This window comes from Pseudomonas pichavaramensis (assembly GCF_050473265.1).
Classification (GTDB): domain Bacteria; phylum Pseudomonadota; class Gammaproteobacteria; order Pseudomonadales; family Pseudomonadaceae; genus Aquipseudomonas.
In genome coordinates this window covers 47006-72296 of record NZ_JBJKFJ010000010.1, presented here as the reverse complement: position 1 = coordinate 72296, position 25291 = coordinate 47006, and the positions used below count along the sequence as shown (strand labels likewise).

The window sequence follows — 25291 nt, the reverse complement described above, 5'->3', positions numbered from 1 at the left end:
CTGCAACCTTAAAAAGCGGCCAGACCGAGAACAATCCGATAATCGCCATAGCGGGCGATTATCGAACACCTTCGCGCATTCAGACCGCGCGAAACAGCTGCCCACTCAGCTCGCGACTGGCCGCCAGCATCAGCGGCAGGTAGCGCTTCTCCAGCTCACCAGCTGGCACACGGGACGCGTGGGTGCTGATGTTCATCGCCGCCAACACGTGACCGGCCGAGTCGTACACCGGCACCGCCAGCGAGCGCAAGCCCTGCTCCAGCTCCTGGTCGACGATGCACCAGCCCTGGTGACGCACGCGTTGCATGCACTCCCACAGCGCCTCGGGGGTATGCAGGGTACGGCTGGTCTTGGGCTGCAGCTCGGCGTGAGCCAGGTAGTCCTGCAACTGATCGTCATCCAGGGCGGCAAGGAGGATGCGGCCCATCGACGTGCAGTAGGCCGGCAGGCGGCTGCCGACGCTCAGATCGACCGAGATGAGCCGCTGTGGAATGGCCGAACGGGCGATGTAGAGCACCTGCTCGCCCTCCAATGTGGCCAGGTTGCAGGCCTCGTGCAGTTGCTCGCTGAGACGGTCGAGAAACGGCTGCGCGGACACCGCCAGCGGCGTCGATGACAGGTAGGCATGCCCCAGGGTCAGCACCTTGGGCAACAGCGAGTAAGTGCGCCCATCGGTGGTGACGTAACCGAGCTTCATCAGGCTGTACAGGCAGCGGCGCACGGCGGCGCGGGGGATCTCGGTGCGATGGCTGATCTGCGCAATGGTCAGGTGACGCTTGCGCTCCTGAAAGGCGTTGATCACCGCCAGGCCACGGGCCAGCGAAGTCATGAAGTTGGGGTCGCCGGCGAACTCTTCGATACGTTTGGCCGGCGACACGTAGGGCGGCGGCGCCAGGCTGGCAAGCGGCGGACGGGTTTCGCTCATGATGCCTCCGAGACAGGATGAACAGCGCCTGGCGATTATCGAACTGTCGTGCGGTAATCGCAAATAGCGCCAAGCAATGAGCGCTCACCTGCGGGAGGGCCTCAGCCGCGACCGCTGTCGATGATTATCGCCGCTGAAGCGCCCCCACAGTTCGCAGCCTGCTTCAGCCCGGCAGCAACCCCTGCCAGCGCAGCAACGCCAGCAGCGCACTGACCGTGAAGAACGCCATCACGGTGCAGGCCACCAGTGAAGCGGCGCAGCGTTCCTCCAGACCGAAGCGCTGACCGAGGATGGGAAACACACTCATCATCGGCGCACTGGCGAACAGCAGGCCGGCGACCATCAACACCGGGTCGACGCCGGGCACCAGAGTCAGCGCGACGAACATCAGCAGCGGGTGCAGGACCAGCTTGCCGATGGAGGTTTGTGCCAGATCGGCGGCCATACCGCCGATCTTCATACCGTTGAGGGTGGCACCGATCACGAACAGTGCGACCGGGGCCGATGCACCTGCCAGCATGTCGATCACCCGCGCTGGCACCGTGGGCAGGCGCAAGTTCAGCAGCGACATCAGCAGGCCGAGCAGAATGGCGATGATCAACGGGTTACGCAGCAGACGCAGTGCCGTCTCGCGCACCACCATCCAGCCGCGGCCACCTTGCTGGCCGACCTCGGCAAGGGCCAGGGCCAGCGGGACCATCAGCAGGTTCTCCACCAGCATGCCCAGCGCCATCGCCAGGGCGGCCGTGGGCCCGATCACCATCACCGCGATGGGATAGCCGACAAAACCGCTGTTGGACACCGACATGCCCATGGCCAGAATGGCGCTGCTCGACAGGGGCAGCCCTCGCCAACGGCGAGCCAGCAGCAGACCGCCGACGAACAGGCTCGATGAGGCCAGCGCGTAGGCTGCCAGGTAAGGCCAGTTGAGCACTTCATTCAGGCTGCGCTCGGCCAGTGCCTTGAACACCAGTGACGGCAGCGCGAAGTAGATGACGAAGGTGCCCATGCCACGGACCTGCTCACGATTGACCAGGCCGACACGTGCCGAGATAAAGCCCAGACCGATCAGAATGAAGATCGGCGCGGTGATACTCAGAACCGCTAGCACTTCAGGCCCTCCACCTGTTCCTGACGCAACTGCGCCAGACGACTGCGCGTACGGGAAAAGTCGACATGCGCAACGTCTGCACAGAGTGCCGCGAGACTGCTCTCACCCTGCAGCCAGAGCTCACAGCCACTGTCGTATGCGATGTCGATGAAATTGACCAGGCGCTGCAGCACATCCGGCGAACAGCGCGCCAGCAGCGGTAACTCACCAATGACGATATGAGCGAAGCGCTGGCAAAGATGCAGATAGTCGCTGCTGGCCAACGGCTGCCGGCAGAGTGCAGCGAAATCCAGCCAGATCGTTTGCTCGTCCATGCCGCGCAGTGTCAGAGCACGGCGCTGCAGAAGCAACTGCGGGCTGGCCGGCAGATGGATCAGGCGTGCATCCAGTGCTGCGCTGGAAGCCTGCAGGTACAGCCCCCAGTGCCGCGTGCCTTGCGCACGATAGTCCGGACCGGCATCCATCTCCAGGACCAGGCAGCGCTTTTCCAGGAGCTCGGCAAAAGGCTTGAAACGGCTGTGGTAAAGGGGATTGGGGCAGAGTTGCCGCGGCGCGTAATTGGAGCTGAACAGCAGGATGCAGTCCCGCTCGAGCAACGGCTGCAGCAGGCGGCCCAGCAAGATCGCATCACCGATATCGTGCACATGGAACTCGTCGAGGTAGAGCAACCGAGCCTCGTCGGCCAGTTCATCGGCCACCCGCTGCAGCGGGTCGCTCTGCCCGGCATGCGCCAGCATGCGCTGCTGCACTTCCTGCAACAGTGCATGAACATGCACCCGGCGCTTGCTGTCGACCGGCGCCACCTGAAACAGCGCCTCCAGCAACAGACTCTTGCCACGCCCGACGCCGCCCCAAAGGTAGGCGCCAGCCGCTGGCCGGCGGCGCCACACAGGCGGCCGAATGCGCGCCTGCAGCCAATCGGCCAGACGGGCAAGCATCCGCTGCTGGGCGTCATCCAGATGCAGGCCGCGCGCTTCGATGAAACGCACGGCCTGCGCGCGCAACTCAGAAGTCAAAGAAGACGGTCTCGCCCTCACCCTGGATACGGATATCGAAGCGGTAGGCCGGCTTGCCATCGACTTCGCAGCGCTTGGCGATCAGCGTCTCACGGCGCTGTGGCTGCTCGATCAGGTTGAGCACCGGGTCCTTGGCGTTGGCTTCGGCTTCATCCTCGAAATACAGGCGGGTATTGAGGTGAATGTTGATGCCACGGGCGAACAGCGCCACGTTGATGTGCGGCGCCATCGGCACACCGGCGGCATTGCTCACCACACCCGGTTTGACGGTGTAGGCGAACCACTCACTGCCCGCATCGAAGGTGGTGGCAGTGCGGCCAAAGCCGTTGAAGGCCTTGCTCTGGTCGTAATCCTCGTCGTAGTGCCCCTGGGCGTCGGCCTGCCACAGTTCGAGGAAGGCATCGCGTACCAAGTGGCCATTGCCGTCGTAGACGTGGCCGAGCAAGACGATGTGTTCGCCTGGCGCTTCAGGCCTGGCCATCTGATTCCAGATTTCCTGCTCACGGGTCGGGTTGCCAGCCGCAGCCAGCGCCAGGCCGATATGCACGTAGGGGCCGGCGGTTTGCGAGGGAGTTTCCGGCAGTAGTTCAACAGGCATGGTCTTCCTCCTCACTTATTCTCAAAATGGGTTTTGCGCTGGCCGCGCAGCACGATGTCGAAGCGGTAGGCCAGGCAATCCATGGAATTGGCCGTGCCCATGTCCAGCTTGGCGATCAACGTCTGCACCGCGTCCGGATTGGCGATCGACTTGACGATCGGGCACAGCGGGATCAGCGGGTCGCCCTCGAAATACAGCTGGGTGATCAAGCGCGTGGAAATCGACGGGCCATTGAGCGAGAAGTGAATGTGCGCCGGACGCCAGTCGTTGGGGTTGTTGCGCCACGGGTAGGGGCCGGGCTTGATGGTGCGGAAGATGTAGCGCCCTTCACTGTCGGTCAGCGCGCGGCCGACACCACCGAAATTGGGGTCGAGCGGCGCCAGGTAACGGTCGTTCTTGTGGCGATAGCGACCACCGGCGTTGGCTTGCCACATTTCCACCAGCGTATGCGGAATCGGCTTGCCGTACTGATCCATCACCCGCCCCGAGACGATGATGCGCTCACCGATAGGCAGGCCACCGTTGTTGAAGTTGAGCAGCAGGTCATTGTCATGCTCGGCGAACTTCAGGTGCGAGAAGTCCGGGCCGGTGGTTTCGGAAATCGACTGCGGGATGCTCACCAGCGCCTGGCGCGGCGAACGGGTGACGGATGTCTTGTAGTCGGGGGTGAAGGCCTTCGGATGCCAGTTGCGATCGCGAATGGCAAAACGACGATTGTCCTCGGCAGGCATGGTGCACTCCTGTTGTGAGTATTGTGGAGTTATCCCGAGGTGCATGTTCCCCGGAAGCTGGCGCAGTCTCGGCCAAAGCAACCTGGGTGAAAATTGAAAAGACGCCGCCCAAACATAACCATTTGGTTATGGGAAAGCACCTTCACGGTAGGCGTGCGCCACTTCGCGCAGCACATCGCAGAAACGCTCGGCAGCCAGCGGCAAACGGTGTGCACCGTTGCGACAGATGCCAACCGATCCACCCGGCTCGCGTACATGCAGTTGCAACTCGGCCAACTCACCACGCTGTACGTCCAGGCAAACCGAATCCTGCGGCGCTACCCACAACGCATCACTGGACAACACATAGCGTCGACTCAGGGCTGGTGACAGGGTTTCCAGGCGCTGCCGCGAGGGTACGACACCGCATTGCACGAAGAGGCTGTCGGCATGCTTGCGAATGGTGGTGCCTGCCGTCGGCACCACCAGCGGGTAATCGCCAAGTCGCCCCAGTGCTTCGCGGCCGGCACCGAGCAATGGATGGCCCGGACGCACCACCAACGTCATCGACTCGCTGTACAGATGCTCGAAGGTCAGCCCCTGGATATCCGGGCTGTCGGCCATGCGACCGATCACCAGATCCAGCTCGCCGACCCGCAATTGCCCCAGCAGATAGGCTCCTGGGCCCGTCGCGATACTGGCGACCAATGCCGAGTGACGCTGGTGCAGACGCCGCACCACTTCGGGAATCAGCAGGCTTTCCACCGTCGACAACACGCCGACGCGAACTTGCCCAGCCTCATGCTCGCCCTCGCGCAGGCTGTTTACCCCGTCGCGCAGCGCCTGGACACAAGGGCCGGCATAACGCATGAAGGCCACCCCAGCCGAGGTCAGGGTCACACCCTGCTTGCCGCGCTCGAACAGGCTCGCGCCCAGAATGGCCTCCAGCTCCTTGAGCGTCTTGGAGATCGCCGGCTGACTGACCGCCAGGACATCGGCAGCCTTGGCGAAGCTGCCCTGACGGGCGATTTCGATAAAGCACAGCAGGTGACGGAATTTGATTCGGGTGTCGATGTTCATCGGCAAGCACCATGAGCGGATGCCCGTGATGATGCCGCAAAGCGCCATTGCAGCACAGGCGCGCGCCAGACTATGAGGGCGGCATGGCTCCTGCATAAATTGCTAGCAATATTCAATGATTAGCTAGCCAGGAGAGTCTCATGTTGGCCGAATCCACCCGTGGCGTGATCTGTACCCCTCACCCGGCTGCCACCCGCAGCGGCATGGCCATGCTTGAGGCTGGCGGTACGGCGATCGACGCCATGCTCGCGGCCAGTGCCACTCTCGCAGCTGTTTACCCGCACATGACCGGCATCGGCGGCGATGCGCTGTGGATGCTCCACGACAGTGAAGTGCGCACCATTGTGGGGATCGGTCAGGCCGGGCAGCGCCTGCCAGCAGGCGGCAAGATCGGGCTGCGCGGGCCGAGTGCACTGGCCACCACCGCCGGCTCCATCGCCAGCTGGCAACTGGCCGCCGACATCAGCCGCCAGCAATGGGGCTCGCGCCTGGGCTGGGCGGATCTGTTCGAAGACGCCATCCACCACGCCGAGCACGGCCATCCGGTGTCCGACTCGCAACTGTTCTGGCAGGGCTATCGCCGCGAGCTGATCGAGCAACTGCCGGACCTGCACCCGCTGTGCAAGAACGCCGACGACCAATGGCTGGCCCCCGGCGATACGTTGCGCCAGCCGCGCCTGGCCGACAGCCTGCGCCAGCTGGCGCGCAAGGGCCTCGACGATTTCTATCACGGCGAACTGGCGCAGGCCTTCGGCGAAGCCTTCCGCGCTCATGACTGCGGCCTTAGCCTTGAAGACCTGGCCGCCACCCGCGCCGAACTGGCGGCGCCCATCAGCATTCGCTATCGCCAGGGCACACTCTACAACGTCGCCCCGCCCTGCCAGGGCCTTTACACCCTGCAGGCCATGCTGGCCCTGCGTGGCCGTGCACTGGGCGATTGCAGCAATGGCAGCGCACTTTATTACCACTGGCTGGTGGAGGCGATCAAACAGGGGCTGCTGCGACGTAATGCCGAGCTGTGCGACCCGCGCAGCAGCGCCTGGCCGTGGGCCGACACCCTCAGCGATGCCATGGCCGAGCGTTACGCCGCCGCCATCGACGATCAGCGCGCGCAGCCCTGGGCCGAACCTGGTCGTCCGGCCGATACCATCTGGATGGCCGCCTGCGATGCCGAAGGACGTAGCGCCTGCCTGATCCAGAGCTTGTTCCACGATTTCGGCTCGGGCTGCGTGCTGGGCGACACCGGCATTCTCTGGCAGAACCGCGCTGCCGGTTTCAACGCCAACCCGCAACACGCCAACGCCTGGGCGCCGGGTAAGCGCCCCGCGCACACCCTCAACCCGTCCTGCTACCTGGCCGACGATGGCCGACGCTGGTTCTTCGGCACCCAGGGCGGGGACGGCCAACCGCAGACGCAGATGGTTCTGGCCAGCCAGCTGATCGACTTCCAGCAGCCCATCGACCTGGCTCTGCACATGCCGCGCTTCCTGCTCGGGCGCAGCTTCTTCGACAGCACCGACAACCTCAAGCTGGAGGCGCCCGTGGGTGACGCCGTGATGGCCGAGCTGGAAGCGATGGGGCATCAGGTCGAACGCATTGCCGCACTCAGCCCCTACACCGGCCAGGCCGGAATCATCGCCATCGACCGCGACGGCAAGCGCCAGGCCATGCATGACCCGCGCGGCCAGGGCAATGCCCTGGGTCAGCATGCTTGAGCGATTGCAGGTGATCGTGTGGATTTACCTGATGCGGGTGCACTGGCGATAATGGCGGCTGTTGCCCGCAAGAGCGCCCATTCAATGGCCGAAAAGACCGTCACTGCCAAACAGCAAGAGGTGCAGCGCATCGTCGATGCGTTGTCCAAGGCCATTGCTCAACATCGCCTGCCACCCGGCATGCGCCTGATCGAAGCACAGATCGTCGAATCGCTGCAGGCCAACCGCAATCATGTGCAGGTAGCCCTGCAACGTCTGGCGATGCAGAAGATCGTCACCATCGAGCCCAATCGTGGAGCGCTGGTCGCGCAACCCAGCGCCCAGGAAGCACGCGACATCTTCGCCGCTCGCCGCGCGCTGGAACGCGCCATCGTCGAAGCCATCACCCCGGCGATCATACAGCGGCATGCCGAGCGCATCGCCACGCAGATGGCCAAGGAACGCGCCGCCACCAGCAGCAGCGACCGCCGCGCCATCGTCCGTGAACTGAGTGAGTTTCACCGTATGCTCGGCGAGATCTGCGGCAACGCGGTGCTGCGCGACATGCTCGATAATCTGATGGTACGCAGCTCGCTGATCGTCGCGCTGTACCAGCGCAACGATGTGCCTTCCTGTGCCTCGGACGAACACCAGCAGGTACTCGACGCCCTGGCAGCGGGTCAGCGCGAACTGGCCGTGAAGCTGATGATCGAACATCTGGACGAACTGGAAAGCCAGTTGGCGCTACACGAGGAACAAAGCACCGAGGTCAGCCTGCGCGATGCCCTCGTCGACCTTTAAACGCCTGGTTGCAACAGCCGCGGACGCTCGCGAACGAAGGTCTGCCGACCGTTCTTGAAGCCCATCAATGGCGGGCTCAACTGGCCGATCACCGCAGCCGGATGAGGCGCGTCCAGCACGATGAAATCCGCCCGGCAGCCAGGTTCCAGACCGTAATCACGCAGGCGCAGCAGGCGCGCCGACTCGGTGGAGATCCAACCCAGGCAGTTGCGCAGATCGGCGTCGGTGCCTAGTTGAGCGATGTTGGCGTAGAGGTTGGCCTGACGGATCAGTGAAGCATCGCCGAATGGAGTGAAGGGGTTGCCCAGGTTGTTGGTCGACAGCGAACAGGTCACCCCGCCCGCCTGCAGACGCTCCAGCGGCGCCACGCCACGCGGCTTGGCGTGCGTGCAGTGACGGCCACCGAGGTACAGATCGGTACTCGGCAAGCAGGTAACCTGCACCCCGGCGGCCGCCAGTTGTGCGGTGATCGCCTGCAGCGCCTCGTTGTCGAGCATCGACAGCTTGGTCGCATGGCCGACCGTCACCCGCCCGCCCCAGCCATGCAGCTCGGTGCAACGCAGCACCTCGGGCAGGGTCATGCCGGTTGGGTCGAGGTCGAAGTCCAGGTGGAAATCCAGGTCGCAGTCATGGGCCACCGCCAGCTCGAACAGGCGGCGAATCTGCCCATGCGGGTCGCTGTCGGTATAGGGGCAGCCGCCGAGCACGTCGGCGCCCTGCGCCAGAGCCTCGCAGAGCAGCGCCTCGGTGCCCGGGTTGTTGAGCATGCCCTCCTGCGGGAAGACGCAGATTTGCACGTCCACCGCCCAGGCGTAATCCGCTTGCAGGCGGCGCACCGCGTTGAAACCGGTCAGGCCGATCTGCGGGTCGATCTCGACATGCGTGCGCATGTGCATGGTGCCCTGAGCGATGGCCATCTCCAGCACCCGCGTGCCGCGCTGGTAGACATCCGCTTCGGTGAAGCCGGCCTTGGCCGCCGAGGTTTCGGCGATGGCTTCGGCCAGCGTACCGGCGCTCAGCGTGCAGCGCTCGAGGATGCACGCCTTGTCCAGGTGAATGTGGGTTTCGATCAAGCCTGGCAGCACCAGGGCGCCGTTCAGATCCAGCGCCTGCGGGCGCACGCCGTTGCTGAACGCGGCGACGAAACGCCCCTGTTCCACGCGCAGCTCGGTGAGTTCGCTGGGCGCACCCGGCAGGCGCAAGTTGTGTAGATACAAGGCACTCATGCAGCACTGTCTCCCAGGTAGGCAGCTTCCAGTTCAGGGTCGTTACGCAGTTCGGCGGCGCTGCCGGACTTGACCACCCGGCCGGTGTCCAGCACGTAGGCGCGGTCGGCCACCTGCAGGGCGAGGTTGGCCATCTGGTCCACCAGCAGCAGGGTCACGCCCTCGTCGCGCAGGCTCGCCAGGGCGTCGTAGAGCTCGGCGATCATCGCCGGGGCCAGACCCAAGGACGGCTCGTCGAGCAGCAGGATGCGCGGCTTGGCCATCAGACCGCGGCCCACCGCGACCATCTGCTGCTCGCCGCCGGAGAGCAGGCCGGCCGGGCTGTCCAGGCGCTCGCGCAGGCGTGGGAAGCGGCGCAGGATGGCCTCGATTTCGGCCTCGGCATCGACCTTGTCGGTGCGGGTGTGGGCGCCGAGCAGCAGGTTGTCGCGCACGCTGAGTTGCCCGAACAATTGCCGCCCTTCCGGCACCAGGGCCAGGCCGCGCGCCGCGATGGCGCTGGCGTCGGCCTTCTCGATATTGACGTCGTCCAGCACCACGCTGCCGGCCGAGGCGCGCTTGAGGCCGGCCAGGCACTGCAGAATACTCGATTTACCAGCGCCGTTGGCGCCGAGGATGGCCACCAATTCGCCCGGATTGACCAGCAGGTTGACCTGCTGCACCACCGGCGCGGCACCGTAGTCGACCACCAGGTCCTTGACGAACAGGATGGCGTCGCGGCTGCCGTCCCAGGCTGCGCCGCGCGCCTGCGCCTGGTAGTCGGTGCTGCCCAGGTAGGCGGCGACCACGCGCGGATCCTGACGCACCTCGTCGGGGTTGCCCCAGGCAATCGGGCGGCCGGCATCGAGCACCAGAATGCGCTGCGACACGGCCATCACCAGCGGCATGTCGTGCTCCACCAGAATCACCGCGATGCCAAAGTCGGCCAGGGTCTTGAACAGCCCGACCAGGCGGTCGGTGTCGCTGCGACTGAGGCCGGCAGCCGGCTCGTCGAGCAACAGCACGCGCGGCCGGGTGGCCAGGGCGCGGGCGATCTCCACCAGGCGCCGGTCGACGTGCGGCAGGTCGTCCGCCGCGCAAGTGACCGAGCCGCGATAGCCGACCAACGCCAGCAGGTTGAGCGCCAGCTCTTCCTGTTCAACCGGCGGACGCGCCAGCGGCAGACCGAGCTGGCCCTGCTGCATGGCCGCCAGCAGGTTCTCCAGCACGCTCATTTCGCCGAACAGCTGAGTGGTCTGGTAGGTGCGGGCAATGCCGGCACGGGCAATCTTCCAGGCCGGCAGACCAGCCAATTGCTGGCCCAGCTCGATCTGCCCGCTGTCCGGCGCATAGAAACCGCTGATCATATTGAGCAGGGTGGTCTTGCCGGCGCCATTGGGGCCGATCACCGAGGTCACGCTGCCCTGTACGGCGCTGAAACTGATACCGCTGGCCGCCTGCACGCCGCCAAAGCGGATGCCGACATCGCGCACCTGCAGCCCTTGCCCGTCACCGCCATTGCGCTCGAACCAGCGCGCCAGCAGATGACGATTGACGCTTTTCGGCGCATAGGCTGGCGGCACCTTCCACCAACGCTGCTGCAGGGCGCCAAGCACACCGCGCGGCGCCAGCCAGAGCACGCCGAGCAGCAACATGGAAAATATCAGCAGGCGGTATTCGGCCAGGCCCGAGAGCATCTCCGGCAGCAACACGATCAACAAGGCGCCGAGCACCGGGCCGAACAGCGTGCCGGCGCCGCCGACGATCACCGCCAAAACGAACAGGATCGACTGCGAGAAGGGAAAGGAGTCCGGGCTGATGAACATCATCAGCGGCGCCACCAGGCCACCGGCCAGACCGGTCAGCGCGGCCGACAGGGCAAAGGCCAGCGTCTTGGTCTGCATCGGGTTGAAGCCCAGCGAACGCGCGGCGATCTCGGTCGATTTCACCGCACGCATCGCCCGCCCCCAGCCACTGCGCTGCAAGCGTTGATAGAAGGCCAATGCCGCCACCATCAGCGCCGTGGCCAGCAGGGCCAGACCGATGCTGCCATCCAGGCCGGCGAATTCGGGCATGGAAATGCCGATCAGGCCGTTGGCGCCACCGGTCAGCGACTGCCACTCGATCAGCCCGTGGTGCACCATGAAGGCGAAGGCAATGGTCACCATCGCCAAGTACGGGCCGGTGACGCGCAGGGCCGGCAGCGCCAGCAAAGCGCCAACCAGGCCACTGCCCAGGCCAGCGATGATCAGCGCCAGGCCCAGCGGCAGACCAGCCATCAGCAACAGGGCCGAGATGTAGGCGCCGATGGCGTAGAAGGCGATATGGCCGAAGGAAATCTGCCCGGACATGCCGATCAGGATATTCAGGCCGACGCCGACCACCACCGCCAGCGCACAGAAGGTGAAGACCAGCAGCGAATAGCTGTCCAGCACGAAAGCCAGGCTGCTGCCCAGCAGCGCCAGCGCGGCCAGGCCGAGCGGCGCCAGGTAGCGGTTGCTCAGGTTCATACTTTCACCAGTGTCTGTTTGCCGAACAGACCGTTGGGACGCAGCGCCAGGGCGACGATGACCAGGCCGAAGGTGAAGATCTGGGTGAAGGCCGAGCCGAAATGCAGGGTGATCAGCGCCTCGGCCAGGCCAAACAGCAGGCCCGCGACGAACACCCCGTTGGCACTGGCGATACCGCCCAGGATGGCCACGGCGAAGGCTTTGAGGCCGAACAGCGTGCCCATGTCGGCATGCACGTTATAAAGCGGCGCAATCAACAGGCCGGCGATACCGGCGAACACCGTCGACACGGCGAAGGCACAAGCCACCACACGGTTCACGCGAATGCCCATCAGCTGCGCCGCGCGCGGGTTCTGCACAGTGGCTTCGAGCACCTTGCCCAGGCGCGTGTAGCGGCGCACCAGGTACAGCACCAGGGCGATGCCGGCCCCGGCCAGGGGAATCAGCAACTGCAGGGCCTGGACATTGCTGCCCAGCACCTGCATCTGCACGTGCAGCAGGTCCACGTCGAACTGGCGCGGCTCCTTGCCGAAGCTGAACAGCACCAGGTTATCCACCAGAATGCCGCCGGCCACCGTGGCCATCAGCCAGGCTTCCGAGCCACGGCTATGGAACGGCCGCACCAGAAACAACTCGATGATCAGGCCGTACAACGCGCACAGCGCCAGGCTCAACAGCGCCGCCAGCCACCAGGGCAGACCGGCGGTGACGCACAGGCTGTAACCCAGCACCGCGCCGACCATCATGGCACTGCCCTGGGCGAAGTTGACGGTTCGCGAGACCACGTAGGTGATGTGAAAACCCAGCGCGAGCAGCGCATACATGCTGCCCAGGCCAAGCCCGCTGATGATTGCGGCGGTAAGCATGGCAATTCCTCCGCCGGCCGCACAGCGGCCGGCCTAGCTGGGATCAGTGGTCGATCGGTACGATTTCGTCACCCTCGAAGCGGGTGAACACGTAGTCGTCCGCGCCCAGGGCGTCGTGCTGCTCGGCGCTGAAGGGTTTCTCGTAGGTCTTGATCAGGCCTTCGTAGCGCTCGATGCCGTAGTAACCGTCGCGAATCGCCGGCCCGGCGGTGCTGCCAGCGGCGGCGATGGCCTGCGCGGTCAGGTGCAGGGCGTCGTAGGCATTGGCGATACCCACTGCCGGGGTGACGTCGGCCAGAGTCTTGATCTCCGGGTAGTGCTTCTGCAGCGCCGCGTAGATCGCCTCGCCCTTGCTGTCGCCCTCGCGACTGAAGGTGTAGGTCTGGATGAAATGCACGCGACCGGCGTTAGGGCCCGCCAATTCACCGAAGCGGCCACCGGCGGGGCCCCAGTGCGACACCACCGGCACATCCCAGCCCATGCGGTCGAGCGACTTGACCACCTGCGCCGACGGCGCCACGTTGGCCACCAGCAGCAGCGTATCGGCACCGGCCTGCTTGAGTCGGCTCAGCTGCGGCACCACGTCGAGGTCGCTGCCCTCGATGCGCTCCACCCCGGCGACCGGTACACCGCGTGCTTCCAGCGCCTTGCGGAAGCCATGCTCGTTGGATTCGCCCCAGGGGTTGTTGATCAGAATCATCCCCGGTTTCTGCGTGCCGAAGTTCTTCTGCGCGTAGCTGACCAGCGCCTCGTCGACCAGCTCATCCACCGCCGAAACACGGAATACATAGTTGTCGGCCGCGCCGTTGCGGGTGATCGGCGTACCCGCCGCCCAGACGCCCATGAACGGCATCTTCATCTGATTGGCCAGCGGCACGATGGCCAGCGACACTGGGGTATCCAGGCCGCCGAACAGCACCGCAACCTTCTCCCGCTGGATCAGCTCGCGTGCAGCGAGCAAGCCTTTGGAGGGGTTGCTCTCGTCGTCCCGGCGTACCAATTGCAGCGGACGCCCGAGCACACCGCCCTGGGCATTGACCTCATCGATGGCGATGTTCAGGCCGCGGGTCAGCGCCTCGCCCGACTTGGCCGACTGCCCGGACAGCGCCGCCACCAGACCAATCTTGATCGGCTCGGCCGCCTGCGCGGACAGGGAAAACCAACAACTCAGCGCGAACGCCGCAGCCAGGCGCGGCTTCAGGCGACGCGGAAACGACAATAACGTGGACATGGCATCCTCCTAATTGCTAGCTTTTGCACAAACATTGCTAGCAAAACAGGTGCCACCCCGGCGAAGCCCGTAAATACGGGCCTCAGCCTCGGCGCCACTTCTGAAACTGCCCCATCGTCTGGCACCACGCACCAGCAGGATGCAGCCAGCCCCAAGGAGAATCACATGCCTACCGAACACCCCGCCGTCGCCCTGGTCCGTCAGTTTCTCGAGCTGTCGATGATTCCCGATCCAGAGGGCGCGGCCCGATACATGTCTGCCGATGCACGCATCACCTTCACCGGTGGCCGGGCCATGGCCAACGCCCAGGCCATCACCGCCTTCAATGCCGGTCGTTACACCTGGGTGAAGAAAGCCATGGGCCAGTTCGACTGGACCGAGCACGCCGACCACTGCGTGGTGTATTCCAATGGCACGCTCTACGGCGAATGGCCAGATGGCCGCAGCTTCTCCGGCAACCGCTACCTCGACCGCTTCGAAGTACGCGACGGCCTGATTACCCGCATGGATGTCTGGAACGACAGCGCCGAGTGGATTCTGCAGCCGCAGATCAATAGGGACTGAACCGGCGAACCCGCACTTTGGTAGCACTTGGCTGACCGAGCGGTCAGCCCTATGCTGCACTCTTTTTGTGCGAGAGACGCTCCATGTCAGTGCCAGACATCCTGCTGTTGGTCCTTGCCGGCTTCGCCGCCGGCGGCATGAATGCCCTCGCGGGCGGCGGCACTTTCTTCTCCTTCCCAGCCCTGCTCGCCGCAGGCCTGCCTCCGGTTACCGCCAACGCGACCAACGCCGTGGCGCTGTGGCCGGCCAGCCTCGCTGGTGCCTGGGCCGCACGCGCCTCACTGCGCCCACTCGGCCGTTACCTGCTGCCGTTGCTGTGCGCTGGCCTGGCGGGCGGGCTGCTTGGCGGCCTGTTGCTGCTGGCCGGCGGCGACGATGTATTTCGCATACTGATTCCCTGGCTGCTGCTGGCTGCCACCGCGCTGTTCGCGGCCAGCCCCCAGCTGGGACGCTGGTTGGCGGCACGACGCCAGGAGGCCGAGCATCCGCCACACACACCGCTGTCACTGGGGGCGCATATCGGTGTGTCGATCTACGGCGGCTACTTCGGCGCCGGCATGGGCATCCTGCAATTGGCGGCCTTCGCCATCGAGGGGCATCCGCTGGCTCGTGCCAACGCGCTGAAGAATCTAATCTCGGCGGTGATCTACAGTGTCGCGACCCTGACCTTCATCATCGCCGGCCGGGTCAGTTGGTATGAGTTGGCCATTCTGCTGACGGGCGCCACCCTCGGTGGTTACGCTGGCGGTGCACTGGGCGAGAAACTGCCGCCTGCATTGCTTCGCAGCTTCGTGATCATCGTTGGCAGTTCAATGACGCTCTATTACTTCTGGAGCACCTACTTCTCTGCGTCATAAAGCGACTCCTTTGTAGGAGCGGCTTCAGCCGCGATTGCCGGCGAGTGCCTGGACAGCATCGCGGATAAATCCGCCTACAAGCGCCTATCGATCAGCCCCCTGATTTGCCCGTGTGGCGCGGCTCTGCTAGTGTCGCGCCCGTTCCAGAATCAGCGAGAACCCGCACCATGGCCCGCAAGAAAGCCACCCCCGACTTCGAACACTCCCTCGCCGAACTGCAGACGCTGGTCGAGCGCCTGGAGAGCGGTGAGCTATCGCTGGAGGATTCGCTGACCGCGTTCGAGCAGGGCATCGGCCTGACCCGTGAATGCCAGGCCTCGCTGGCTCAGGCCGAGCAAAAGGTGCAGATCCTCCTCGAGCGTGACGGCGAATTGCAGGCCGCGCCGTTCGACACGGACGAACAGGCATGATCGCGGCCTACCAGCAGCGCTGTCAGACCCGCGTAGACGCCGCGCTGGACGAGCTGTTCCAGGCCCCGCGCGACGAACTCAAGCGTCTGTACCAGGCCATGCGCTACAGCGTCATGAATGGCGGCAAGCGCGTACGCCCACTGCTGGTGTACGCCGCCTGCGAAGCGCTGGAGGGTGAGATCGAGCGCGCCGATGGCGCCGCCTGTGCGGTCGAACTGATCCACGCCTACTCGCTAGTGCACGACGACCTGCCGGCGATGGACGACGACGATCTGCGTCGCGGCCAGCCGACCACCCACAAGGCCTTCGACGAAGCGACGGCCATCCTCGCCGGCGATGGCTTGCAAAGCCTGGCCTTCGAGGTCCTCGCCGACCGCCGCCGCAACCCACAGGACGCCGAAGTACGCCTGCAGATGCTCAGTGCCCTGGGCACGGCCGCCGGGCCGGCCGGCATGGTCGGTGGCCAGGCCATCGACCTCGGCTCGGTTGGTCTGCAACTCGATCAACAGGCGCTGGAAGTGATGCACCGGCACAAGACCGGCGCGCTGATCGAAGCCAGCGTGCTGCTGGGCGCCCTGGCCAGCGGCAAGGCCGACGATCTCAGCCTCAAGGCCCTGCTGCAATATGCCCGCGCCATCGGCCTGGCCTTCCAGGTGCAGGACGACATCCTCGACGTGGAAAGCGACACCGCCACCCTGGGCAAGACCCAGGGCAAGGACGAAGCCCACGACAAGCCCACCTACCCGGCCCTGCTCGGCCTCGACGCCGCCAAGGACTACGCCCTGGAGCTGCGCGACCAGGCCCTGCACGTGCTGCGATCCTTCGGCAACAGCGCCGAGCCGTTGCGCGAGCTGGCGCGCTATATCGTCGAACGACGCAGCTAGCAGGCTGTTGAAAAACTACCTGCTAGGCTGCTCTTGTGGGAGCGACTTCAGCCGCGATAGCCGTCCCGCTCCATCATTGTCATCTATGACCGCATGATCGCCATATAAGGCTTGCTTTACCCCCATCCCCGACCGCCTAAGATGGCTCCATAACGACAAGACGTCTGGAGCCGCCATGCCCTTCCCCGCCCTGCTGATCGCCAACCGTGGCGAGATCGCCATCCGCATTGCCCAGGCCTGTGCCGATCTCGGCATTCGCTCGGTGGCGGTGTTCGCCGAGGACGACAGCACCTGCCTGCACACGCGCAAGGCGGATCTTGCCTTGCCGCTCAGCGGACGCGGCGTGGCCGCCTATCTGGATATGGATCAGCTGATCGCCATTGCTTGTGAGCAGAGCTGCACGGCCATCCACCCCGGCTACGGTTTTCTCGCCGAGAATGCCGAGTTTGCCCGCCGTTGCCAGGCGGCAGGCCTGACCTTCGTCGGCCCGACGCCCGAGACCCTGCAGCTGTTTGGCGACAAGGCGGCGGCCCGCGCGCTCGCCGAGCGCTGCGACGTCCCTCTGGTGCCCGGTATCAACCAGGCGGTAACCCTGGAACAAGCTGCAACCTTCCTAGCCGAACACGGCAGCGTGATGCTCAAGGCCCTGGCCGGTGGCGGCGGACGCGGCATGCGCGCGGTGGATGATCCGGCGCAACTGGCCGATGCCTTCGCCCGCTGCGAATCGGAAGCCCTGGGCGCCTTCGGCAGCGGCGCGCTTTACGTGGAAAAACGCGTGCGCCGCGCCCGGCATATCGAGGTGCAGGTACTCGGGGATGGCAGTGGCGCGGTCAGCCACCTGTGGGAGCGCGACTGCAGCCTGCAGCGGCGCCACCAGAAGCTGGTGGAGATCGCCCCCAGCCCGGACCTGGCCCCCGCCACCCGCGACGCCATCATCGCCAGCGCCCTGCGCCTGGCTGCCGAAGCGCGCTACCTGGGCATCGGCACCTTCGAATTCCTCCTCGACCTCGACCAGCCTGGGCACTTCTACTTCATGGAGGCCAACCCGCGTGTGCAGGTGGAACACACCGTCACCGAGCAGGTCACCGGCATCGATCTGCTGCACACGCAACTGCACCTGGCCGCCGGCAAAAGCCTGGCCGAGCTGGGCCTGCTCACATCGCCAGCAACCAAGGGCTATGCCGTGCAGGTGCGCCTGAATCTGGAATCACTGCTTGCCGATGGCAGCGCGCGCCCGGCTGCCGGCGTGCTCAGCGCCTATCAGCCGCCGTCCGGCCCCGGCCTGCGCATCGACGGCTGCGGCTACGCCGGTTACACCGTGAGCCCGGCCTACGACTCGCTGGTGGCCAAGCTGATCGCCAGCGCCAGCGACTACCCAGGCGCCCTGCGCCGCGCCTATCGCGGGCTCTGCGAATTCCGCCTGGAAGGCGTGGCGAGCAACCTGCACCTGCTGCAGAACCTGCTGCAATGCGACGAGGTACGCGCCAACCAGGTCGACACCACCTATGTCGAACGTCATCTGGAGACGCTGCTGGCACCCCGCGAGCAGGCGCATCCACATCGCTACTTCGCCGGTGTCCAGGTCGCCAGCGATGCGCAACCGGACGTCGATGCCCCACCCGGCACCCTGGCGCTGCATGCGGCCAGTGCCGGCGTGCTGGTCAGCCTGTCGGTACGTGCAGGCGATGCCATCGCAGTGGGCCAGCGCATCGCTGTGTTGGAGGCGATGAAGATGGAATTCGAGGTCAAGGCCGAACACAGCGGCATCGTCCGCGCATTGACCGTGACGGAGGGCAGCGCCGTGAGCGAGGGCCAGGCGTTGCTGTTCGTCGAACCGGCCGAGGTCGATGGCGGCGCGTTGCACGGCGAGCAGGCCATCGACCTGTCCTACGTCCGCGCCGACCTGGCCGAAGTGCTCGAACGCCACGCCCGCCTGACCGACGCCCGCCGCCCCGAGGCCGTGGCCAAGCGTCGCAAGACCGGCCAGCGCACCGTGCGCGAGAACCTGGCGGACCTGCTCGATGACGACAGCTTCATCGAGTACGGCGCCATGGCCCTGGCCGCCCAGCGGCGCCGGCGTTCGCCCGAAGAGCTGCAGGAACTGAGCCCGGCCGACGGCCTGGTCGCCGGCATCGGCACCGTGGGCGCAGAGCGCTTCGGCAGTGAGGCGGCGCGCTGCATGGCCATCGCCTACGACTACACCGTATTCGCCGGCACCCAGGGTGTGATGAACCACAAGAAGACCGACCGCATGCTGGCGCTTGCCGAACAATGGCGCCTGCCGGTGGTGCTGTTCGCCGAGGGCGGCGGCGGCCGACCGGGCGATACCGATTTCGTCGGCGTAGCCGGGCTGGACTGCCACACATTCGTTGCCATGGCCAAGCTCTCCGGCCTGGTGCCGACGGTGGGCGTGGTCTCCGGGCGCTGCTTCGCCGGCAACGCCGCACTGCTCGGCTGCTGCGATGTGATCATCGCCACGCGCAATGCCAGCATCGGCATGGCCGGGCCGGCGATGATCGAAGGTGGCGGCCTGGGCAGTTTCAAACCCGAGCAGGTCGGCCCCAGCAGCGTGCAGGGCCCCAACGGCGTGATCGATGTGCTGGTGGAAGACGAAGCCGAGGCGGTCGTCGTGGCCAGGCAGTACCTGGGCTACTTCCAGGGAGCGCTGAGCGACTGGCACGCCAGCGACAACCGTGAACTGCGCCACGTGATCCCGGAGAATCGCCTGCGCGTGTACGACATGCGCAAGGTCATCGAACTGCTCGCGGACCAAGGCAGCGTGCTGGAACTGCGCCGCCAGTTCGCTCCGGGGCTGATCACCGCGCTGATCCGCATCGAGGGCAAGCCCTTCGGCCTGATCGCCAACAACCCCGCGCACCTGGGCGGCGCCATCGACGCCGTGGCCGGTGACAAGGCCGCGCGCTTCCTGCAGCTGTGCGAGGCGCATGACCTGCCCGTGATATCGCTGTGCGACACCCCCGGTTTCATGGTCGGTCCGGAGGCGGAGAAGCAGGCCACGGTACGCCATGTCTCGCGCCTGTTCGTCAGCGCAGCCAGCCTCACGGTGCCCTTCTTCACCCTGGTGCTGCGCAAGGGCTATGGCCTTGGCGCCCAGGCCATGGCGGCCGGCAGCTTCCACTCGCCGCTGTTCACCGCCGCCTGGCCCAGTGCCGAGTTCGGTGCCATGGGCCTGGAAGGCGCGGTGCGCCTGGGGTTCGCCAAGGAGCTGGCAGCCCAACCGGACGAGGACGCGCGCCAGGCCCTGTTCGACAAGCTGGTTGCCAAGGCCTACGACAACGGCAAGGCGCTGAACATGGCCAGCTATCTGGAGATCGATGCCGTGATCGATCCGGCCGACAGCCGCGCCTGGCTGCTGCGTGGCCTCAATGCGGCGCCGCGCCCGCCCCGACGCGACAGCAAGAAACGTCCCTTCATCGACACGTGGTAACCGCCCATGCACATCGAACACCGCCTGCTCGCCGTCAACGGCATCGAACTGAGCCTGTACAGCGCCGGCCCCGAGCACGGCAGGCCGGTGTGGTTGCTGCATGGCTTTCCCGAATGCTGGTACGCCTGGCACCCGCAGATCGAGGCGCTGGCCGCCGCCGGCTATCGCGTGTTCGCCCCAGAGATGCGCGGCTATGGCGCCAGCAGCGCGCCGAGCGATCCCGCAGCCTACGACCTGCTTACCCTGTGCGGCGATATCCAGGCGGCGATGGACCTGCTCGGCCAGCGCCAGGTGGCGGTGGTCGGCCATGACTGGGGCGCGCCGGTGGCCTGGCACCTGGCGCTGCTGGAGCCGCAGCGGGTCAACGCGCTCGGCGCACTGTCGGTGCCCTTCGGCGGCCGGCCGAAACGCCCGGCCATCGAGATGATGCGCGTGGCCTACGCCGGACGCTTCCACTACATCCTCTACTTCCAGCAGCCGGGGCTGGCCGAGGCCGAACTGGACGCGGATATCGGCCGCAGCCTGCGCCTGCTGCTCGGCGGCCTGGGCGATGCCCTGCTGGCCACGGACAAACCGGCCGATGCGCGGCTGTTCGACGGCATGCCGGCCGACATCCCGCTGCCACCCTGGTGCAGCGAGGCGACGTTCGCCCACTACCTGCGCACCTTCGAACGCCACGGCTTTCGCGGCGCGCTGAACTGGTACCGCAACTTCGAGCGCAACTGGCAACGCACCGAGCATCTAGCCGCACTTCAGGTGATGCAACCAACGCTGTTCCTGCTCGGCGAGCACGACCCGGTCGGCCGTTTCGAGGCACCGACGCTCAAGCGCATGGGCGACAAGGTGCCGCACCTGGAACGCCACGACCTGCCGGGCGCCGGCCACTGGCTGCAGGCCGAGTGCGGCGATCAGGTCAGCGCTCTGTTGCTGGATTTCCTCGCGCGCAACTACCGTTAACGCCGATCTGGTCAGCAGATTGGGCTGTTTTCCTGGCATCAGGTAAACTGCCGCATCTTTTACACCTATAACGATTCGCCTGATGCCGACCACTTTCCACGAGATCCCCCGCGAGCGCCCGCTGACGCCCTTGCTGGACAGCGCCAATACGCCGGACGAACTGCGTCGCCTGGCCGAAGCGGACCTGGAAACCCTCGCCGACGAGCTGCGCCAGTACCTGCTCTACAGCGTCGGCCAGAGTGGCGGCCACTTCGGTGCCGGCCTCGGCGTGATCGAACTGACCATCGCCCTGCACTACGTCTTCGACACCCCCGACGACCGCCTGGTGTGGGACGTCGGTCATCAGGCCTATCCGCACAAAATCCTCACCGGTCGCCGTGAGCGCATGGGCACACTGCGCCAGCGCGACGGCCTGGCCGCCTTCCCGCGCCGCAGCGAGAGCGAGTACGACACCTTTGGCGTCGGCCACTCCAGCACCAGCATCAGTGCGGCGCTGGGCATGGCTATCGCCGCCCGCCTGAAAGGCGAGAAGCGCAAGAGCGTGGCGGTAATCGGCGATGGCGCCCTGACCGCCGGCATGGCCTTCGAGGCGCTCAACCATGCCACCGACGTCGGCGCCAACATGCTGGTGATCCTCAACGACAACGACATGTCGATCTCCAAGAACGTCGGCGGCCTGTCCAACTACCTGGCCAAGATCATCTCCAGCCGCACCTACGCCAGCATGCGCGAAGGCAGCAAGAAGATGCTCTCGCGCCTGCCCGGCGCCTGGGAAATCGCGCGCAAGGTCGAGGAGCACGCCAAGGGCATGCTGGTGCCCGGCACCCTGTTCGAGGAGTTGGGCTGGAACTATGTCGGCCCCATCGACGGCCACGACCTGCCGACCCTGCTGGCCACCCTGCGCAACATGCGCGACCTGGACGGCCCGCAGTTCCTCCATGTGGTGACCAAGAAGGGCAAGGGCTTCGCCCCGGCCGAGGCCGACCCGATCGGCTATCACGCCATCACCAAGCTGGAGCCGGTGACGCCTGTCGCCGCACCGAAGAAGCCCAGCGGCCCGAAATACTCCAACGTGTTCGGCCAGTGGCTGTGCGACATGGCCGCGACCGATAACCGCCTGGTCGGCATTACCCCGGCGATGAAGGAAGGCTCCGACCTGGTGGCCTTCAGCGAGCGTTTCCCCGAGCGCTATTTCGACGTGGCGATCGCCGAGCAGCATGCCGTGACCCTGGCGGCCGGCATGGCCTGCGAGGGCGCCAAGCCGGTGGTGGCGATCTACTCCACCTTCCTCCAGCGCGCCTACGACCAGCTGATCCATGACGTGGCCGTGCAGCACCTCGACGTGCTGTTCGCCATCGACCGCGCCGGCCTGGTCGGCGAGGACGGTCCGACCCACGCCGGCAGCTTCGACCTGTCCTACCTGCGCTGCATCCCCGGCATGCTGGTGATGACACCGAGCGACGAGAACGAGATGCGCCGCATGCTCACCACCGGCCATCTGTTCGACGGCCCGGCAGCCGTGCGCTACCCGCGCGGTACCGGCCCCAACGCGCCGCTCGACGCGGGCCTGGAACCGCTGGAAATCGGCAAGGCGCTGGTTCGCCGCCAAGGCAAGCACGTTGCCCTGCTGGCCTTCGGCGTACAGCTGGCCGAAGCCCTGCGGGTTGGCGAGACGCTGGACGCCACCGTGGTCGACATGCGCTTCGTCAAACCCCTGGACGAAGCCCTGCTACGTGAACTGGCGAGCAGCCACGAGCTGCTGGTGAGCATTGAAGAAAACAGCATCATGGGTGGCGCCGGCAGCGCGGTCAGCGAATTCTTCGCCGTCGAGAACCGCCTGGTGCCGATGCTGCACCTCGGCCTGCCGGACTACTACGTCGAACATGCCAAGCCCAGCCAGATGCTCGCCGAGTGCGGCCTGGACGAAGCCGGCATCGAACGCGCGGTACGCGAGCGCCTGAACTCGCTCTGAGCATGAGCCCCGCTCATCGCCGAATGAGCCGGGCTTGCTTGTCATGCACCTGCGCGCGCACTAAGGTGCGCGCACTTCATGTTCCGCCAGGGTGCGCTGCGCAAGCGGCGTCAGCAAGCCGTTGAAAACGTAGGCGAGGCAGGCAAGACAAGGCAAGAACGGCCGAAAAAGCGGAGTTTACGAGTTGTAAATGAGCATTTTGAGGGCGTTCTTAACGCAGTATTGCCAACGCAGGTAGTTTTCAACGGTCTGCTGAACGGGAAGTCGGTGCGCACTCCATGAGCAACCCCGACGCTGCCCCCGCAACGGTAATCGACTGCACGCACTGAGCGTGTACCGCGTCCAACAGCCACTGGGTCATGCCTGGGAAGGCGGATGCGGGTCGAGAGCCCGGAGACCGGCCAAGGCGGTGCGACTGGTGTTGCGGAGGGCAGCACGGTCAAGCGCTGCCCTGTCTGCGCTTGCGCCTGCCCTCCTCGAAAGTCTGCCGACCTTTGAGGAAAGATAATGAAACTGTCTCGTCTGGCTCTGGCCATCGCCCTGACACCAAGCCTGGCTCTGGCCGAAACACCGTCTCGCGACGACGCCCTGAAACTCGACGATACGTTGATAACCGTCAACCGCGATGTCCAGAAACGAAGCGAAAGCAGCGCAGCGGTCAGCGTCTTTACCCGTGCCGATATCGAGCGCCTGCGCCCAGCCAGCGTCAATGAATTGCTCGCCCGGGTTCCCGGGGTACAGGTGATACAAAACGGCGGCCGTGGCAGCAATACCAGCCTGTTCATTCGCGGAACCAACAATGCGCAGAGCTTGGTGCTGATCGATGGTCAACGTACAGGCTCTGTCTCCTCCGGCGGCGCCAGCCTGCAGTATCTGAACGTCGAGCAGATTGAACGTATAGAAGTGCTGCGCGGCTCCCGCTCCGCACTCTATGGCGCCGATGCCATCGGTGGCGTGGTGCAGATATTCACTCGTCGAGATCAGGGTGAAGGCATTCATCCCTACCTGCGCATCGCCGGCGGCAGCCAGGGAACCTGGGAACGCAGCCTCGGCGTATCCGGTGGCGACCAGCAGACACGCTACAGCCTCAACACCAGCCTGGAAGAAACCGCCGGCATCGATCGCACCGGCCCCTCCTGGGCATCCGATGCCGATCACGACGCCTATCGCAATCGCGCCTTCAGCCTCAACTTCAGCCACCGCTTCAATGACGATCTGCAGATTGGCCTCAGCGCACTCGACCAGAGGGGTAAGAGTGAGTACGACAACCCCTATGGCCGCTGGGATGACAGCACCTTTACCAGCTTCCCGGCCAAGCCCTACAGCGATTACAGCCTCAACAGCCTATCGGCCTTCGTCGATGCCCGGCTCAACGAAATCTGGAACAGCCGCCTGGAAATCGGCCACGGCGAGGACAAACTGGAAGATCGCGACAAGCTGTTCGCCGGCACCGATGCATTCAACAGCTACCGCAACTCGGTCGCCTGGCTGAACAACCTCGACCTAGGGAATGGCCACGGCCTGCTGCTCGGCGCCGATTACCAGAAGGACAAGCTGCACAGCAGCACTGCCTACGACGAGGAAAGCCGCTGGAACCAGGCCGGCTTCATTCAGCACAGCTATCGCGGCGAGCACTTCAGTACCGAACTGGGCCTACGCCACGACAAGAACCAGCAATTTGGTAGCGAGAATACCTGGAACGCCGCTCTGAGCGCGCCGCTCGACACAACCAACGACGTGGTCCTGTCTTACGCCGAAGGCTTCCGCGTGCCCACTTTCAACGACCTCTACGGCCCTGCTTCCTGGGGCGCCAACCCGGATCTCGCCCCGGAAAAATCGAAGAGCTACGAGTTGCAATGGCGCAGCCAACTGGCCGAAAAGACGCGCCTCGAAGCCTCGATCTACCGCACCGATGTCCGCGACCTGATCGCCTACGTGTGGAACACGAGCACCTTCGTCGGTCGCAACTACAACGTCGACACGGCCCGCATCAATGGTTTCGAAGCCTCGTTGCAACATGAACTGCTTGGCTGGCAAGCCGCGCTGGGGCTGAGCCTGATCGATCCACGTGATCGCGACAGCGGCCATACCCTGCAACGTCGCGCCAAACGCACGCTGAACCTGGATATCGACCGTAAAATCGGTACTTTCGGCATTGGCGCCAGTTGGCAGTTGGTCAGCCGCAGCTTCGACGACCCCGCCAACAATCGTGAAATCGCCGGCTACGGCGTACTCGATCTGCGCGGCAGTTGGCAGGCCAATCAGGAGCTGGGCTTCGATATCAAACTCAACAATCTGCTGGACAAGGGCTACAGCCGCGTCCTCTATCAGAACGCCGAGGACTCCCGATACCATGGCTACCGTGAGCAGCCTCTCAGCCTCCTGCTCGGCATGACCTGGACGCCCAACCTCTAATTGGATACAAACGTGTAGGGTTGATCCCGGTGCGCAC

At 65.3% G+C, this 25291-nt stretch carries 20 protein-coding genes and 1 riboswitch; of the genes, 10 read left to right on the top strand and 10 right to left on the bottom strand.

Annotation, left to right across the window (positions count from 1 at the left end):
- Positions 1-79: 79 nt before the first annotated feature.
- The 6 genes from ACJRW5_RS17090 to pcaQ form a co-directional block, all read right to left on the bottom strand.
- Positions 80-925 carry an IclR family transcriptional regulator gene (locus ACJRW5_RS17090; RefSeq protein ID WP_484571685.1) on the bottom strand — a complete coding sequence of 282 codons (846 nt, stop codon included), beginning with the start codon at positions 923-925 and terminating at the stop codon, positions 80-82.
- A gap of 163 nt (positions 926-1088) precedes the next feature.
- The gene (locus ACJRW5_RS17085; protein WP_484571684.1) at positions 1089-2036 is read right to left on the bottom strand and encodes an AEC family transporter; all 948 of its coding nucleotides are present in this window, start codon (positions 2034-2036) and stop codon (positions 1089-1091) included.
- Positions 2030-3052: a cell division protein ZapE gene (gene zapE, locus ACJRW5_RS17080; protein WP_484571683.1), complete on the bottom strand. Its 1023-nt coding sequence runs from the start codon at positions 3050-3052 to the stop codon at positions 2030-2032. The genes ACJRW5_RS17085 and zapE overlap by 7 nt, the downstream gene beginning before the upstream one ends.
- Positions 3042-3650: a protocatechuate 3,4-dioxygenase subunit alpha gene (pcaG, locus tag ACJRW5_RS17075; RefSeq protein ID WP_484571682.1), complete on the bottom strand. Its 609-nt coding sequence runs from the start codon at positions 3648-3650 to the stop codon at positions 3042-3044. The genes zapE and pcaG overlap by 11 nt, the downstream gene beginning before the upstream one ends.
- Positions 3651-3661: 11 nt before the next feature.
- The gene (gene pcaH / locus ACJRW5_RS17070) at positions 3662-4381 is read right to left on the bottom strand and encodes a protocatechuate 3,4-dioxygenase subunit beta (protein ID WP_484571681.1); all 720 of its coding nucleotides are present in this window, start codon (positions 4379-4381) and stop codon (positions 3662-3664) included.
- A gap of 126 nt (positions 4382-4507) precedes the next feature.
- Positions 4508-5440 carry a pca operon transcription factor PcaQ gene (gene pcaQ / locus ACJRW5_RS17065; protein ID WP_484571680.1) on the bottom strand — a complete coding sequence of 311 codons (933 nt, stop codon included), beginning with the start codon at positions 5438-5440 and terminating at the stop codon, positions 4508-4510.
- A 140-nt stretch (positions 5441-5580) separates the two neighbouring features.
- Here pcaQ and ACJRW5_RS17060 point away from each other — a divergent pair, with 140 nt between their 5' ends.
- Both ACJRW5_RS17060 and ACJRW5_RS17055 read left to right on the top strand, forming a co-directional pair.
- The gene (locus ACJRW5_RS17060) at positions 5581-7155 is read left to right on the top strand and encodes a gamma-glutamyltransferase family protein (RefSeq protein ID WP_484571679.1); all 1575 of its coding nucleotides are present in this window, start codon (positions 5581-5583) and stop codon (positions 7153-7155) included.
- 84 nt (positions 7156-7239) lie between these two features.
- Positions 7240-7935 carry a GntR family transcriptional regulator gene (locus ACJRW5_RS17055; RefSeq protein ID WP_484571678.1) on the top strand — a complete coding sequence of 232 codons (696 nt, stop codon included), beginning with the start codon at positions 7240-7242 and terminating at the stop codon, positions 7933-7935.
- On the opposite strand, the gene ACJRW5_RS17050 is transcribed toward ACJRW5_RS17055, so the two are convergent.
- Genes ACJRW5_RS17050 through ACJRW5_RS17035 form a run of 4 tightly spaced genes read right to left on the bottom strand, consistent with a single transcriptional unit; the run spans position 7932 to position 13747 of the window.
- Complete coding sequence (locus tag ACJRW5_RS17050) at positions 7932-9161, bottom strand: amidohydrolase family protein (RefSeq protein WP_484571677.1); 1230 nt, start codon at positions 9159-9161, stop codon at positions 7932-7934. The genes ACJRW5_RS17055 and ACJRW5_RS17050 overlap by 4 nt on opposite strands.
- Positions 9158-11650 carry a branched-chain amino acid ABC transporter ATP-binding protein/permease gene (locus ACJRW5_RS17045; protein WP_484571676.1) on the bottom strand — a complete coding sequence of 831 codons (2493 nt, stop codon included), beginning with the start codon at positions 11648-11650 and terminating at the stop codon, positions 9158-9160. Before ACJRW5_RS17045 ends, ACJRW5_RS17050 begins: the two co-directional genes overlap by 4 nt.
- A complete protein-coding gene (locus ACJRW5_RS17040) occupies positions 11647-12516 on the bottom strand; it encodes a branched-chain amino acid ABC transporter permease (RefSeq protein WP_484571675.1) in 870 nt (289 codons plus the stop codon). Before ACJRW5_RS17040 ends, ACJRW5_RS17045 begins: the two co-directional genes overlap by 4 nt.
- Before the next feature lie 43 nt (positions 12517-12559).
- On the bottom strand, positions 12560-13747 hold the full coding sequence (locus tag ACJRW5_RS17035; RefSeq protein WP_484571674.1) for an ABC transporter substrate-binding protein: 1188 nt from the start codon (positions 13745-13747) through the stop codon (positions 12560-12562).
- 165 nt (positions 13748-13912) lie between these two features.
- Between ACJRW5_RS17035 and ACJRW5_RS17030 the strand changes: the two genes are divergently transcribed.
- The 8 genes from ACJRW5_RS17030 (at position 13913) to ACJRW5_RS16995 (ending at position 25254) form a co-directional block, all read left to right on the top strand.
- On the top strand, positions 13913-14311 hold the full coding sequence (locus tag ACJRW5_RS17030; RefSeq protein WP_484571673.1) for a nuclear transport factor 2 family protein: 399 nt from the start codon (positions 13913-13915) through the stop codon (positions 14309-14311).
- 83 nt (positions 14312-14394) lie between these two features.
- Positions 14395-15168 carry a sulfite exporter TauE/SafE family protein gene (locus ACJRW5_RS17025; protein ID WP_484571672.1) on the top strand — a complete coding sequence of 258 codons (774 nt, stop codon included), beginning with the start codon at positions 14395-14397 and terminating at the stop codon, positions 15166-15168.
- A 167-nt stretch (positions 15169-15335) separates the two neighbouring features.
- Positions 15336-15578, top strand: coding sequence for an exodeoxyribonuclease VII small subunit (locus ACJRW5_RS17020; RefSeq protein WP_484571671.1), 243 nt, complete (start codon positions 15336-15338; stop codon positions 15576-15578).
- Complete coding sequence (locus ACJRW5_RS17015; RefSeq protein WP_484571670.1) at positions 15575-16462, top strand: polyprenyl synthetase family protein; 888 nt, start codon at positions 15575-15577, stop codon at positions 16460-16462. Before ACJRW5_RS17020 ends, ACJRW5_RS17015 begins: the two co-directional genes overlap by 4 nt.
- Before the next feature lie 175 nt (positions 16463-16637).
- A complete protein-coding gene (locus ACJRW5_RS17010) occupies positions 16638-19910 on the top strand; it encodes an acetyl-CoA carboxylase family protein (RefSeq protein WP_484571669.1) in 3273 nt (1090 codons plus the stop codon).
- A 6-nt stretch (positions 19911-19916) separates the two neighbouring features.
- Positions 19917-20867, top strand: a complete 951-nt coding sequence (locus ACJRW5_RS17005) for an alpha/beta fold hydrolase (RefSeq protein ID WP_484571668.1) — start codon at positions 19917-19919, stop codon at positions 20865-20867.
- An 82-nt stretch (positions 20868-20949) separates the two neighbouring features.
- Entirely contained in the window at positions 20950-22839 is a 1890-nt protein-coding gene (gene dxs / locus ACJRW5_RS17000; RefSeq protein ID WP_484571667.1) for a 1-deoxy-D-xylulose-5-phosphate synthase, read from the top strand.
- Positions 22840-23050: 211 nt separating this feature from the next.
- Positions 23051-23259, top strand: a riboswitch (cobalamin riboswitch).
- An 87-nt stretch (positions 23260-23346) separates the two neighbouring features.
- Positions 23347-25254 (top strand): TonB-dependent receptor domain-containing protein, encoded by a 1908-nt coding sequence (locus ACJRW5_RS16995; RefSeq protein ID WP_484571666.1) that lies wholly within the window; start codon positions 23347-23349, stop codon positions 25252-25254.
- Positions 25255-25291 lie beyond the last annotated feature (37 nt).